A 14516-nucleotide genomic window follows, 5' to 3' on the forward strand; every position below is an offset into this window, starting at 1 on the left:
CTCTAGCACATGCAACAATTCTCTATACCTTCGCTCCGCTATCTCCGCATAGGCACCGCAACCTCCCTGTCATTGCTGCTTCGCTTCACCGAGAATGTTAAGGGAATGATCCATACTATAAAATCAAGCTTTTTTACTGTTTTTGTTCCTTTCTTTACGTGTCTGGGTTACCGCCTGGAGCGGGCAGCCGGGGAAGCAGAAGTGGAAACTGCATAATTCCTCCAGACCTTCCTCCGTAATCCCCCACATGTAAAAAAGGGAACGAAAAGAGTAAAAAAAAGACATGCAGAGCAGGGTGGCGGGAAAGCAGCCGGGAGTCTATCATTAAAGGTATTCCACTAACTCTGCCGCTGGAGGTTATGACTTGAAAGTACCCTTCACCTTGAAGCCCAGCCGCCGTTTTGTGAGCGTGAAGAACAAGATGTTGTTCTTTTTTCTGCTGGCCATTCTGATTCCGGTTGTGATTCTGTTCGTGAACTCCTATATCTCCTCCCAACAGATGCTTGAACGTAAATATACGGACCTGCTGGCCGATGTGACGAGACAGTCGAATATCCGCATTGAGGAATTCCTGGAGGACACGAAGCAGATCTCCCTCATCGCCAGCTACGGGATTAACAGCTACATCTCTGCTGTATCCCAGGAGAACTATCCGGTGCAGAATTTCTTGCACGACAGCTCTGTGACGAACGAACTTCAGGCCACACAGCTGCTGATGAATTACATCACGATGAAGGACCGCGCCATCTCTATCTATGTCTATAATCTGGTGAATGGCAGCGACCTCTATGTGGCCCCGAACAAGCCTGTCGATTATACCTATACCCCCCGTGCGGAGGACTGGTTCACCGAATTCCTGCGTTCCGACGATATTACGCGCGATTTGCCGACCCGGCTGGACCGGCAGACCAAGGCGGACAACAACTGGACGATCTACAATCTGCGTAAAATCTTCGATATGGAGAACGGCAAGCTGCTAGGCGTTATGGCGGTAAGTGTAGACATAGATTTCATCAACCGGCTGAACAAGCGGATGGAGGCAGGCAACCGTTCGGCCTTCACCGTTACCGATGACAGCGGCATGATTATATTCAATAACAATTATAACCTGATCGGCAAGCCGTTCAGGACACTCTTCCCGGTTCGTGAGGAAGAACTCGCCGCAGGTTCAGGCAGGCAGATTGTCCGCGTAGCCGGGAAGAACTATATTCTCATCCAATCGCCGTTCGAGGAACATAAATGGAAGACTTATATGTACATGCCGGTGGAAGAGCTGGCGGTCGAAGGCGACATCCTGAAGCAGAACCTGTGGACGATTGCCGTTGTGCTACTCCTGTTCGCCCTGGCCAGCTCAGTGTACATGTCGAATCTGATCACCCGCCCGATCAAGCAGCTGATCCGCAATATGACGCTGGTGGAGCAAGGGAAATTCGATAATCTGCCGGCTGTCCGCTCGAATGATGAGATCGGTGTCATGGCCAGCCGCTTCGAGCAAATGTCCGCTGAACTCAAACAGCTGGTGGAGCGGATCTATGTGGAGCAGGGGCAGAAGGTCGAGGCCGAGATCCGGGCCTTGCAGGCGCAGATCAGCCCCCATTTCCTGTACAATACATTGAATTCGGTCAAGTGGATCGCCACCATGCAGCAGTCGGACAAAATTGTAGAGATGACCGGGGCGCTGATCTCCATGCTCCGCTATACCGCCAAAACGGACAACCGGCTGGTGCCGATCCGTGAGGAACTGGAGCACATCCTCCATTATATCGTCATTCAGAAGGTGCGTTATTTCAACCGGATTGAATTCCACTCTGAAGTGGAGGGGACGCTTGCGGAGCAGGAGATCCCGAAGCTGAGCATTCAGCCGCTGGTCGAGAATGCAATCTTCCACGGAATTGCCGACCAGGAGGACGGGCTGCTGTCCATCGAGGTCCGGCGTGCCGGGAATACTGAACTTACCATTACGGTAAAAGACAACGGTGCAGGCATGAGCGCTGAGGCATCAGCGAAGCTGCGCAGCAGGCTGGGCGGCGCAGAGGACAGCGGCGGCATCGGCGTGATCAATGTGCATCAGAGGGTACGCCGGTTATACGGCGATCCGTATGGGGTTTCGTTCGAGAGCAGCCCGGGACTGGGTGCGGTATTCGTAATCACCATTCCCATTCGGGACAGGAAGGAGGGCTATTGAGTATGCTGGGTGTGATTATCGTGGATGACGAGCTGCTGATGCGTATCGGTCTGAAGTCGATCATCCAATGGGAAGATGAAGGCTTCACGATTCTGGGGGAGGCCGCTAACGGGCGCGAAGCACTGGAGCTGGCCGGGACGCACCGGCCGGATCTGATTATTACGGATATCAAAATGCCGGTGATGGACGGCCTGGAGCTGATCCGGGAGGCCCGGCGGCTGGACATCAGCGGGCAATTCGTCATCCTTAGCTGTCTGGAGGAATTCCAGTATGCCCAGGAGGCGCTCCGGCTTGGGGCGGCGGACTATCTGATCAAGAGCGATATGAAGCCGCAGCAGCTGGTGCATGTGCTGGAGACGGTCAAGAAGCGGGCCGTCCGCCTCTCCGCGGGCAGCTCCGCCGGAATGCCGCCCGGCTCCTACAAGGAGAGCATCGAGCATTTGAAGGAGACGCTGTTCAAGGAAGTGCTGAGCGGCTTCAAGGGAGCCGAAGAGGTGCTCGCCCGGCGGGAAGCATTGCACATCCGGCTGCCTGACGGGCCGATGGTACTGATGAAGCTGCGGATCAACCGGTTCGACCAGCTGCGGCGCAAGTATGTGGAGCAGGACGAGAAGCTGCTGCGCTATTCGGTGGCGAATATTCTGGAAGAGATCCTGCCCCGCAAGCGGGCGAAGGAGATCATCGTTATGAATTCTGCGGAATATGTGCTGCTGCTTGATCTCGGAGAGGAAGGGCGGATTGTCCGCGCAGAGATCGAGCGCGCCGCCGCCAAGATCCAGGCGGCGATGAAGGATTTCCTGAAGCTGACCCTGTCGATCGGCGTCAGCGCTCCGGCCTCCGGCTTCGACAGGCTGAAGCGCGCATACAAGGAGGCCGACATGGCCCTGGATGCACTGTTCCTGGAGAATGGCAGCGGCCTGTGCTTCTACGATCAGGCCCGCAGCAGGCAGAGAAGCGGAGAACGGATGACCATCGACAAGTCTGCCCTGCGCAGATTCAGGCAGGATACAGAGAGCGGCAGCGGGGAGGCGATAGCCTTCCTGAACCGCTTGAAGGAGTCCTTGCTGGAGGAAGGCTGCACGAAGCAGGCGGCGCGCTTAGTCTATATCAGGATGCTGGCAGTGATTCAGTCCTGCTTCCCGGCGCTGCCTGAGCCGAACGAAGCCGGGCTGACCCTGTACGAGAGCATCCTCGGGGAGGAGAGTCTGGAGGGGCTGCACGGACTCATTACCGGTTATCTGGAGCAGTGCAGAGCGCAGATGTCGCAGGGCCATTCCTCCCGGAGCTATGCGGAGCAGGCGAGTGAGCTGATGATGCAGCTCTACGCAGAGGATATCTCGCTGCAGTCGGTGGCGGAACAGATTAACGTGAATGCCTCCTATCTCAGCCGGGTGTTCAAGCAGGAGACAGGCGAGAATTTCGTCAGCTTCCTGACACGGCTGCGCATGGAGAAGGCCAAGAGCATGCTCAGGGACAGGAACATCAAGGTCTATGAGGTTGCCGAGCGTGTGGGCTATCCGAACACCGCATATTTCAGCAAGCTGTTCAAGAAGCTGAACGGCATGAGTCCGGAGGAGTACCGGGGCTAGATAGATTGAACTAAAAATTTAAGTTAAAGGAAAAGTGGCGGAGGGGAATTTTGGAACTGTAGGAGCGGTAGCGACCGCCTTTGTCTGCGGATTTCAACCGTTAAAAACGGTATAAAATCAAGAAATCTGCAGAAGGGCAGCGGCCGGAAGTCCAAAGCTTCTCTGGAGTCACGGCTAATCCTAAAACCTAAAAAATCATTAGTTCAATTTATATAGCGGCAATTGTCAAAAAAAGAACAGAGTCTGTAAAAGAAGTGCATCCGCTGCGGGTGCACTTTTTGCCGTTTCCGGGGATTGGTCAAAAAAGGGAATGTTTCCGTAAAAAACAGCCATTCCGGGAGCGGCGGGGTTCGCCTACTATTGGAGATGCAGCAGATGCAGCATATCCTAAATGGAAGTTGGGGGTAATTCTAGTGAAGAAAAAAAGATTAGCGGCCGTATTGTCCATCAGCTTAGCAGCGTTCGCCTTGTCGGCCTGCGGGAACGGCAACAACAGCAGCAGCAGCAGCAATAGCACCGCTGCACCATCGCCAACCACGGCAACTGAACCGGCGGCTGCCCAGCCGGCAAGCGGAGAGAAGGCCCAGCTGACCTATGCAATCTGGGATTCCAATCAGGAGAAGGGCCTGCGGACCATCGCTGATGAATTCGAGGCCAAGAACCCGGACATCAAGGTCAATATCGAAGTGACGGGCTGGTCCGATTACTGGACGATGCTGGAGGCCGGGGCTACCGGCGGCTCGCTGCCGGATGTCTTCTGGATGCACTCGAACGAGATTTACCGCTATGCCAGCAACGGCATGCTGCTTGATCTTACGGACCGCATCAGCAAGAGTGCCGATGTGAAGCTCGAGAATTATCCAGAAGGCCTGAACCAGATTTACAATCTGAACGGCAAGCAGTACGCGGTACCGAAGGATTTTGACACGATCGGGCTGTGGTATAACAAGACGCTGTTCGATCAGGCAGGCATTCAGCACCCGGATGAGAATTGGACCTGGGATGATCTGAAGCAGGCCGCCAAGACGCTTACGAAGGACGGGGTCTACGGCTTCCTTGCCCCGCTGCATAATCAGGAGGGGTATTACAACTTCGTCTATCAGAACGGCGGAACCATTATTACAGCGGACAAAAAATCAGGCTACGATGATCCCAAGACCATTGAAGCGCTTGATTTCTATATCGGCCTGGTACGTGAAGGATTGTCACCTGAGGTCTACGGCGATGCCGAGCGTGCCGATCTGCTGAAGAACGGTAAGGCGGCCATGGGTCTGTTCGGCTCCTGGAACCTGAGCGGCTTCACGGAGAATGAGTATATGGCGAAGAATTTCGATGTGGCGGTGCTGCCGAAGAAGGAGAAGCAGGCCTCGATCTATAACGGCCTCGGCAATGCCATTGATGCCAAGACCAAGCATCCTGAAGAAGCTTGGAAGTTCGTGGAATACCTGAGCTCCAAGGCAGGGCAGGAGCGGCAGGCAGAGCTTGGCGTAGCGATCTCCGCATACACAGGCGCAGCCGACAAGTGGGTGGATTCCAACAAGACCTTCAACATCAAAGCCTTCGTGGATATGGTCAGCTATGGCGTGATCCGTCCATATTCCAATACAACGGCGGTCTGGGAAGACAAGGCGTACGAAGCACTCAAGCCTGCATTCTCCGGCAAGGTGCCGGTAGAGGAAGCCGCGAAGAATGCGGCTAAGGTGATGAATGAGAGCTTAGCGGAAGAGAAATAAGCTTGAGACATAGGATCGCGGCGACCTGAGGGTGGCCGCGGGTTTGACTGGAAATATAACGATGCGTCCCCTACAAGGACTGCAAATCCTTTTCTGCTTGAGAGGTGAGTCCATGAATCAACCCGTGAAAAGAAGAATAGGAGCTGCTACCCGGAACGAATGGTACTGGGGCTGGCTGCTGATCGCACCCACCATGCTTGGTCTGCTGGTGCTGAATTTTATTCCGATTATCCAGACCGCGTACCTGAGCTTCTTCAAGAGCGGGGATTTCGGCAAAGGCAACATCTACATCGGGTGGGACAATTACAACAAGCTGATTCATGATCCGCAGGTGTGGCATGCTGTAGGCAATACCCTGCTGTATACCCTGCTGGTCGTGCCTGCTAGTGTGGCTATCGCTATGCTGGTGGCCGTCCTGCTGAACGGCAAGCTGGCCGGCCGCTCGCTGTACCGTACGATCTACTTCATTCCGATGGTCGCTGCGCCCGCAGCGGTCACCATGGTCTGGCGGTGGATGTACAACCAGCATTACGGCCTGATGAATTATGGACTGTCCAGAGTGGGCCTTCCGGCTGTCAATTGGACGACTGATCCGCGTTTTGCGCTGATGTCCATCGCCATTATCGGCATCTGGAGCGTGATCGGCTACAATATGGTGCTGCTGCTCGCCGGTCTGCAGGAGATCCCGAAGGACTTTTATGAAGCGTCTGATATTGACGGGGCCAGCAGAGTGCGGCAATTCTTCATGATCACCCTGCCGCTGGTCTCGCCAACCCTATTCTTCGTGGTGGTGACCTCGGTCATTCAGGCGATGCAGGTCTTCGATGTGATCTACATGATGATTGATGTGACCAACCCGGCTTATGATCATACCGTATCGCTGGTGTATCTGTTCTATAATAATTCGTTCAAATACTCGAACAAGGGCTATGGCTCGGCGGTTGTACTGGTGCTGCTCACACTGATTATGATCATTACGTTCTTTCAGATGCGCGCGCAGAAAAAATGGGTCAACTACATGTAGGAGGGTACAACATGGATAATCCGAAGCGTTATAACCGTATTCTGTCCCACACTGTGCTCCTCCTGGGAGCGGCCGCAATGATTCTGCCCTTCGCCTGGATGCTGCTCGCCTCATTCAAGACAGTGACGGAATCGACCTCCATGAATCCTTTCGTATTCATTCCAAGGACCTGGAGATGGGAGAATTACATAGAGGTGTGGCGGCAGAACAACTTTTTGATGCTGTACTGGAATACGTTTGCGATGATGGCTCTGCGGGTGCTGTGCGCGGTGATGTTCAGCGCGATGGCAGCGTATGCTTTTGCCAGACTAAGATTTCCGGGGCGTGACTTCTGCTTCAGTCTGGTGCTGTTCCAGATGATGGTGCCGACCCAGATCTTCATCATTCCGCAATATCTGATGGTGGATGCGCTGGGGATGCGCAATACGATCTTCGCTCTGCTGTTCCCCGGGCTGGTCAGCGCCTTCGGCACGTTCCTGCTGCGGCAGTTCTTCATGGGGCTGCCGAAAGAGCTGGAGGAGGCGGCGAAGATCGATGGCTGTAACATCGGCCAGACCTTCGCCAGAATCATGCTCCCGCTGGTCCGCTCCGGGCTGGTTGCGCTGGGCATCTTCACTGCGCTCTTCTCTTTCAAAGATCTGATGTGGCCAATGATCGTCAACACCAGCTCGGATGCAGCGACTCTCTCTTCGGCTCTGGCGAAGATTCAGAGCGCCTTTGCCGTAGACTATCCGGAGCTGATGGCGGCTTCCGTGCTGGCGATTTGGCCAATGCTGCTCATCTACATCTTGTTCCAGCGGCAATTTATCGAAGGCATTGCCACCTCAGGCGGCAAGCTCTGATGACCCGTTGACGGGAAGCGGCGGTATCCGTCAGAATAGAGGGAGAACGGCTGAAGGAGGGAGGGAAGCCCATGATGGCAAGAAAAATCGGAAGACTGTGCGCCGCTGCAATGCTGCTCTTCGCGCTGGCTGGCTGTGATGCACAGGAGCGCACGGACGCCTCCCTTCTGTCCAGCCAGCTGCCCGGTGAAGATGAACCTGTCACCCTCCGGTACTCCAGCTATCTGCTGGATACGGCCCAGGCGGGCAAGGTGTATTTCGATGCGATTGCCGAATTCGAACGGCTGCATCCCGGGATTAAGATTGAAGCCGACTTCATTCAGAACAACAATTACACAGCCGGAATCAAGATCAGGCTGTTGGGCGGCGAGAGGGTGGATGTATTCGATACGTGGTCGCCCAGCCTGTTCGAGGAATTCCGCGCCTTGCGGAGCGATATGTACCTGGACCTGACGGGAGCTGAATTTCTTAAGGAGTTCTACCCCAATTCCCTGCTCCCGGTCACCATTAATGGCAGGGTATACGGTGCTCCTGAAGTCATGCACAGTGACGGGCTGCTCTACAACAAGACCCTGTTCGATGAGCTGGGACTGGCTGTCCCTCGCACCTGGGACGAGTTCCTTGCGCTCTGCCTGAAGCTGAAGGAGGCCGGGGTGATCCCCGTGGCGATGGATGCGGAATGGTCTACGGCCCAGTTCTTCTGGGGTTCAATCATGTCGGACAACGGGGCGGATGCCGCCTGGACAAAGAAGCTGGAGAGCGGGGAGGTCACAATCAGTGATCCGGTGTTTGTCGATGCGATCAAGAAGCACCGGGAGATTATTGACCAGGGGCTGGTGCCGCCGAACTGGAAGAGTCTGAAGCATGAGCAGGCGAAGGATTTGGTGGGCACAGGCCGGGCAGCTATGATCATTACCGGAACCTGGGATATTCCCAGCATCAAGGAGCGGAATCCGGCGCAGGATATCCGCTTCATGATGGTGCCGGGCAGTGTGCGGACGGTGCCGAACATCAATGTCGGCACGTACCGGGTGATCAGCTCCCGGACGGAGCATCCCGAGGAGGCCAAACAGTTCGTGGCGTTCATGAACGGCAGGGACACGCAGGAGAAGCTGGCCGCAGGCGCTCTGGCTGTGCCATCCGTCATCTCAGCGCCGACGGACCGGAGCGATTCGGTCTCGTCCATTGCCGCTGCGGTGACGCGCGAGGATGCAACGCTCTATTGGCCGCATACGGTATCGACCGAATCACTCCAGGTGAAGATTCTGGAGGGGGTCAATCAATATTTGGCCGGACAGCCGCTGGAGACCGCTCTAGCTGGCATCCAGCGGGCGATTGATGAAGCCGCTGCGAGGCGGCAGGCCGCCAGGTGACCGGCAGGAGGATATCGGGTATGCTTCGCAGAATACAATCAATAACGCAATTAAATATATAGACTGGAAGGATTGGACCCATGGTTAACTATAGAACAGCAGCTCCGCATGAGCGCGAGGCGTACATAGATTTGGCCAATTATGCATTCCGCCTGGATTTTGAGACATTGATGCCTAAGGCGTACGACAAAGGGCTGGATACTTCAGCGCTGCATAAGGTGGCGGTGGATGAGGCGGGCAGGCTGCGCGCACAGGTGGCCGTTTTTCCAGAGTTTGTGACAATATGTGATCATACCCTGCGAACCGGTTATTTGGGTACCGTCTCGGTTCATCCGCGGGCTCGCGGCGAAGGGCATATGAAGGCACTGATGAACCTGTGGCTGGAAGAACTTCGGGGTACATGTGATATGGTTGTCCTATACGGACAGCGCCAGCGTTACGAATATTTCGGCTTTACGCTGGGCGGTGTGAAGTTCAAGTATTCCATTGGAGAGGCCAATGTGCGTCATGGCTGGAGGGAAGTGGACGCGGCTGGAATCACCTTCAGCCCGTTATTCAAGATTGAAGGCGGAGCAGAATTTGCGTACAGCATGAACACCTCGCGGCTGGCTTATGTAGAACGTGAGATGGAGCAATTGCCGCTTATATTCAGCTCACTTCATCAGAATGCCTTAGGCGTTCTGGATCAGGATAAGCTGATCGGGTATCTGGTTGTCAACGAAGCAGGTGATGAAGTATCTGAATTCGCGGTGGAGCAGCCTGGCGATATTGCACGGACTCTCAAGGCTTACCGGGAGTATAGCGGGGTGGAAAGGATAACTGCAGATACGCCGGAATATGATCTTCCGCTGAATACGGTGCTTGGCAGCATTGCCGAAGACTTCGTAATCGAGAATTCGGATATGTATCATATTCTGGATTTCGCTAACGTCCTGAAGGCGTACCTTACGCTGAAGTTCAAGACCACAGGCATTGCCTGGGGGGAATTCTCAGCAGTGATGGACGGACAGCCGGTGACGGCGCGGGTGGACGCGGAGGGGGTTACAGTTGAGCGGTCAGCCCGGCCGGATGCCGTGATTCTTGACCGGCCGGATGCCCAGGCGCTGCTGCTTACGCAGCACAGCCGTTATATGGCCGTACCTGCACCCGCAGGCTGGTTCCCGCTCCCCCTGTTCTGGTACAAGATTGATAAATACTGAGCCATCGCTCTGTGATAATCCCGACCCGTTTCCCCCTACAGTGACTTGCGGAATTCCGCCGGAGTGATGCCGGAGAAGTTACGGAACAGCTTGATGAAGTAGCTGACGTTGTCATAGCCCAGCTGCTCCGCGATCTCCACAATGGTCAGGTTCGTCTGATTCAGGAGATCGCGGGCCTGTTCCATTTTCACCCTCGTTACATACTCAATGAAGGTCAGTCCGGTCTCCAGACGGAATAACCGGCTGAAATGGGTGGGGTTCAGACCCAGGCGCTTCGCCATCTCCTCCATTCCAACCTTCTCGCTGATATGATTCATTACATAACGTTTGGCTTCGGCTACCTCTTTGCGCACATTCTGCTTCCACATGGAGCTTAACATGAGTATCTTATCCTTCAGGAATTCCTCCAGCCATTCCATGAGCTGCTCCAGCGTCTCGAACTCCTGGATCGAGCGCTGAAGCCGCTCACTGTTGAAGTTGTTGACGAAGTTCTGCATGACTACATATTTCAATTCCAGCTCCATCACCATCTTGAGCAGCCAGCTCTTCACACTCTCCACCGGATATTTCCGGTCCCCGATATACTGCTTGATCTCCCTGACCTTGGCCGCAATCTGCAAGCTGTCCTCCTGCTGAATGCAGTCCCTTAGCTGCTGGAGAATCTCCGAATAATGCACGAACAGGTCCTCGCCGCTGGTCTGGACAGGCGCATACTTCATAATCGCTCCCTCGGCAGTATAGAAGCGGAGAGCATGGGAATCCAGCAGCGCCTGAATCTGCTTCTTGATGTCGATCAGACTTGGAGTAGCCTCCCCGTAAAAGAAGGAAATCCCCATCCGCAAATGCAGCTTCGCCATTCTCTGGACATGCCGGAATTTATCACGGAACTCCTCATAAAGATTGCGGACGAGGATATGCGGCAAAGGAATGAACAGGATGAACTGCCGTTCCGTCAGCGCGAACTGGATAATGCCGTCAATCTCCAGGAATTCCTGCAGGACATTATCCATCACGAACTGCAGGTTCACCACTCCGCCGAACCGCCGTTCCAGCTCATAGGAGCGCTCCGGGACGGCCAGTACGGGCAGATACGGGGTGCCTTGGTGCAGGCTGATGCCCATCGCTTCGGCTTGTCCGAACCACTCGGCTTCATCCCAGACCGGCTGCTCCACGAACATGCGGATGAACCTGGTCCGGATGGCGGCGTGGTTCTGGCTGACCAGCTTCTCCATCTGGAGATAGTGGTTACGGGATTTCAATTTCACCTCCAGCCGGGTCACCGCCTCCGTCAATACAGCAATCACCTGATCGATCTGCAGGCTCTCCTTCAATATATATTCGGCTACATTCAGCTTCACAGCCTGCTGGGCGTATTCGAATTCCCCGTGGCAGGACAGGATAATCGTCTGCAGCTGAGGGTTCATCTCCCGCGCCTTCTGGATTAATTCCAGTCCATTCATCGCCGGCATGCCGATATCCGTAAGGAGAATATCCGGCTGATGCAGCTGGCAGGCTTCCCAGGCCTGTCTGCCGTCCGAGCAGCAAGCCGACAATTCAAGGCCGAGGGTGTCCCAGGGAATCGCAGCGCTTAAATACTCCAGGACAGGATAATGATCGTCTGCTAGTACTACTTTATAGGTCATGAATATCTGCTCCTATCCGCTTCACGGGCATGATTAACTGTACGGCGGTGCGCTGCCCGTGAATGCTCTCAATGTTCATCTCGAAGCGCTCCCCGTAGATTAGCTTGAGCCGCTGGTAGACGTTGATTAACCCGATGCCGTGAGCGGACTCTGCCACGGGCGTCCCGTCAGCACTCAAGGCGCCTATCTCCGCATCCTTCTGCCTGATGTGCTGAAGCAGGGCGGCGAGCGTATGCTCCTCCATGCCCGTGCCGTTGTCCTCGATGTGAATGGTCAGTCTGGACTGAACGAGTCCGATGGTGATCACCACCCGTCCTCCGCCCAGCAGGAACCCGTGTTTGTAAGCATTCTCAATAATAGGCTGCAGGATGAACCTTGGCACCGTCTCCAGCAGCAGCTCTTTGTCCACATGCACCTCATATTCCGTAGGATATCTCATCGTGAACCGCATTAACTCCATATACTGCTTGGTGAAATCAAGCTCACTGGCAATGGAGACGAATTCCTCCCGGCTGGAAAAGCTGGCCCGCAGCATCGCGGAGAGGGAGCCGACAATTGCAGCATTCTCCTCATCCTGTTTCATTAGCAGCTTCAACCGGATCGAGCTAAGAACGTTGAATAGAAAATGCGGGTTAATCTGGGCCTGCAGCATCGCAATCTCCGCCTGGCGCTTCAATTCCTGCTCCGTCTCCACCTGCCTGAGCATCAGCTGCACCCGGTCCAGCATGTTATCGAAGGAGTGCCCGAGGCTGCCGATCTCATCGGTTCCCCGGATACCCGAGCGCACCATGAGATCTCCGTCCTCCACCCGGCGCGCCGCCTTGCCCAGGACAAGCACAGGTTTGGTGAATCTCCGCAGCAGAACAGTAAGCGCGAACAAGAAGCTGACCGCAAACACCGTCTGAATAATCAGGCCGGTCCGGTTCATCCCGTTCAACCGTTCCGTAAGCTGCTCATAGGGAGCGACACTGATCAACCTCCACTTGGCATATTTCAGCGGCAGCGAGAGGAGGAGCTGGTTCTCCCCCTTGAACTTGACGATGTCAGGGAAGGCCAGCTCTTCTACTGGCAGCAGATTGTCAAAGCTAGTGCCTATCAGCTCCTGGTTCCTGTTCGACAGAATGTTCTCCTCTTCATCCAGCAGATACACATCCTCTTCCAGTGAAGCAAACCGCTCACGGATCGAAGCCTCGCTGCGGCTGACAATCAGGTAAGCGTAGGGGGCGGCAGTCGTTTCTTCTCTTAAGGCACGCGCTGTCATGAAGATATGCGGCTGCTCAGCCTTCAGGGAGGTCAGATAATTGTCCTCTGCTCCCATAAATAAGGTGTCATACGGCGGGAGCTGCTCCAGGATAGAGAACCAGCGCCGCTTCAGAAATTGCCGGGGATCATAATCATAGAAGGAATAATCGGAGTAGGCATGTCCTTCCTTGTCCAGCAGGGTGATCCGCAGATCAATCGTGTCTCCGGCCACCTGCTCCAGGCGGCTGGTCAGGGTCCGCGCAGCTACGGGATTGGTCTTGGCATCCTCCAGCAGGGTCTTGATCTCCGGATCGAAATGGACGAAGTTCGACACCGACACCATCTCTTCGAAGATCACATCAATCTGCGACTGGACAATTCTCAGGGACTGCGTGGATTTCTCCAGGGAATGTTCCCGGATAATCAGCTTGGAATAGACATTGGTAATATAGAGCATCCCCAGTGCCGGAATGACCAGGCAGGCGATGGAGGTAAGGATTAGCTTTTGCCGGAAGGAGAGCTGACTGAGCCTGTGCTTTTCTTTCATTAATATCCCTCCCGTAGTAGACCTTCACAGACTTATGGTACTTGATTCTGCGGTTCGGCTCATCCAATAATTTTTTCAATTTAGAAAAAATAATGCTATACAAAGTTTTCGCCACAGATAAATTCGTTGCATGTGCTATGAAATTTGCCCTTCTATAATAAAGCTACAAACATAAAAAGAGGTGGATAAAGTGGAGGTTATTACTGAAGAGGGAACGGCAAAACGGTCCGGCAGCCCCGGGATAAGCAAGATGCGCAAGCAATCCTTTTACGACAATATTGCAGGGTATTTATTCATTGCCCCCATGCTCATTCTGACCGTAACGCTGGTAATTATTCCGATTCTCCTATCCGGTGTGATCAGCTTCTCGAACTGGAACTTTGTATCCGGGCTGGACGGGTTTCAATTTGTCGGTCTGGATAACTACAGCCGGCTGGTGCAGGACGAGTCCTTTCACCGCTCGCTCTACAACAACCTGATCATGATCGGCGTCGTTCCGGTTGCGATGTTCCTGGCGCTGGTGCTGGCGGTGCTGATCAACAAGGCAACGTATTTCAAAACCTTTTTCAAAGTGATCTACTTCATGCCCTTCATCTCAAGCTTCGTGGCGATTGCCCTGCTCTGGAGAGTGCTCTATCACCCGAACAACGGGCCGATCAACGGCTTCCTCAGATCTATAGGGTTCGAGCATCCGCCCATGTGGCTGGCTGATCCCAAGTACGCCCTGATCTCGGTCATGATTATTATGGTGTGGACTTCACTCGGCTTCAATATGGTAATCTATCTGGCAGGCCTGCAGAATATCTCACGGGATCTGTATGAAGCCGCCGATGTGGACGGGGCCTCACCGCTCAGACAATTCTTCAGAATTACACTGCCGATGCTGTCGCCTACGTCCTTCTTCCTGCTTATCACAGGAGTTGTCGGGTCCTTCAAGGTCTTCGATCTGATTATGGTGTTAACCGGCGGCGGTCCGGCAGGCTCAACCTCAGTTATTGTTTACTATCTATACGAGGTGGCGTTCGTGAATCTGGAGTCGGGCTATGCTTCGGCGATGGGCATTATTCTGCTGATCCTCATCCTGCTGGTGACCTTGTTTCAATGGGTCGGACAAAAGAAATGGGTCAACTACTAGGAGG

At 54.4% G+C, this 14516-nt stretch carries 10 protein-coding genes; 8 read left to right on the plus strand and 2 right to left on the minus strand.

The window, feature by feature from the left end:
• Window positions 1–364 precede the first annotated feature (364 nt).
• From MKZ07_RS02880 to MKZ07_RS02910, 7 genes are all read left to right on the plus strand, one after another.
• Window positions 365–2185 (plus strand): sensor histidine kinase, encoded by a 1821-nt coding sequence (locus MKZ07_RS02880; protein ID WP_341024390.1) that lies wholly within the window; start codon window positions 365–367, stop codon window positions 2183–2185.
• Window positions 2186–2187: 2 nt separating this feature from the next.
• Window positions 2188–3774: a response regulator gene (locus MKZ07_RS02885; protein WP_341024392.1), complete on the plus strand. Its 1587-nt coding sequence runs from the start codon at window positions 2188–2190 to the stop codon at window positions 3772–3774.
• 413 nt (window positions 3775–4187) lie between these two features.
• Window positions 4188–5507: an ABC transporter substrate-binding protein gene (locus MKZ07_RS02890; RefSeq protein WP_341024394.1), complete on the plus strand. Its 1320-nt coding sequence runs from the start codon at window positions 4188–4190 to the stop codon at window positions 5505–5507.
• A gap of 112 nt (window positions 5508–5619) precedes the next feature.
• Entirely contained in the window at window positions 5620–6531 is a 912-nt protein-coding gene (locus MKZ07_RS02895; protein ID WP_036695228.1) for a carbohydrate ABC transporter permease, read from the plus strand.
• A gap of 11 nt (window positions 6532–6542) precedes the next feature.
• The gene (locus MKZ07_RS02900; RefSeq protein ID WP_341024396.1) at window positions 6543–7373 is read left to right on the plus strand and encodes a carbohydrate ABC transporter permease; all 831 of its coding nucleotides are present in this window, start codon (window positions 6543–6545) and stop codon (window positions 7371–7373) included.
• A gap of 71 nt (window positions 7374–7444) precedes the next feature.
• On the plus strand, window positions 7445–8746 hold the full coding sequence (locus MKZ07_RS02905; protein WP_341024398.1) for an ABC transporter substrate-binding protein: 1302 nt from the start codon (window positions 7445–7447) through the stop codon (window positions 8744–8746).
• An 80-nt stretch (window positions 8747–8826) separates the two neighbouring features.
• Entirely contained in the window at window positions 8827–9945 is a 1119-nt protein-coding gene (locus tag MKZ07_RS02910; RefSeq protein ID WP_341024399.1) for a GNAT family N-acetyltransferase, read from the plus strand.
• Between the two features lie 35 nt (window positions 9946–9980).
• On the opposite strand, the gene MKZ07_RS02915 is transcribed toward MKZ07_RS02910, so the two are convergent.
• On the minus strand, window positions 9981–11588 hold the full coding sequence (locus tag MKZ07_RS02915) for a response regulator transcription factor (RefSeq protein WP_036695224.1): 1608 nt from the start codon (window positions 11586–11588) through the stop codon (window positions 9981–9983).
• On the minus strand, window positions 11578–13377 hold the full coding sequence (locus MKZ07_RS02920; RefSeq protein ID WP_036695223.1) for a sensor histidine kinase: 1800 nt from the start codon (window positions 13375–13377) through the stop codon (window positions 11578–11580). The genes MKZ07_RS02915 and MKZ07_RS02920 overlap by 11 nt, the downstream gene beginning before the upstream one ends.
• A 250-nt stretch (window positions 13378–13627) precedes the next feature.
• Between MKZ07_RS02920 and MKZ07_RS02925 the strand changes: the two genes are divergently transcribed.
• Window positions 13628–14512, plus strand: coding sequence for a carbohydrate ABC transporter permease (locus MKZ07_RS02925; RefSeq protein ID WP_084648931.1), 885 nt, complete (start codon window positions 13628–13630; stop codon window positions 14510–14512).
• The last annotated feature ends 4 nt before the right edge of the window (window positions 14513–14516 follow it).

This window comes from Paenibacillus sp. FSL P4-0338 (genome assembly GCF_038002365.1).
GTDB lineage: Bacteria > Bacillota > Bacilli > Paenibacillales > Paenibacillaceae > Paenibacillus_AQ.

Coding starts and splice junctions, on each gene's coding strand:
- MKZ07_RS02885 (WP_341024392.1), top strand. CDS start 2,188: ATGCTGGGTGTGATTATCGTGGATGACGAGCTGCTGATGCGTATCGGT.
- MKZ07_RS02895 (WP_036695228.1), top strand. CDS start 5,620: ATGAATCAACCCGTGAAAAGAAGAATAGGAGCTGCTACCCGGAACGAA.
- MKZ07_RS02900 (WP_341024396.1), top strand. CDS start 6,543: ATGGATAATCCGAAGCGTTATAACCGTATTCTGTCCCACACTGTGCTC.
- MKZ07_RS02905 (WP_341024398.1), top strand. CDS start 7,445: ATGATGGCAAGAAAAATCGGAAGACTGTGCGCCGCTGCAATGCTGCTC.
- MKZ07_RS02910 (WP_341024399.1), top strand. CDS start 8,827: ATGGTTAACTATAGAACAGCAGCTCCGCATGAGCGCGAGGCGTACATA.
- MKZ07_RS02915 (WP_036695224.1), bottom strand. CDS start 11,588: ATGACCTATAAAGTAGTACTAGCAGACGATCATTATCCTGTCCTGGAG.
- MKZ07_RS02920 (WP_036695223.1), bottom strand. CDS start 13,377: ATGAAAGAAAAGCACAGGCTCAGTCAGCTCTCCTTCCGGCAAAAGCTA.
- MKZ07_RS02925 (WP_084648931.1), top strand. CDS start 13,628: ATGCGCAAGCAATCCTTTTACGACAATATTGCAGGGTATTTATTCATT.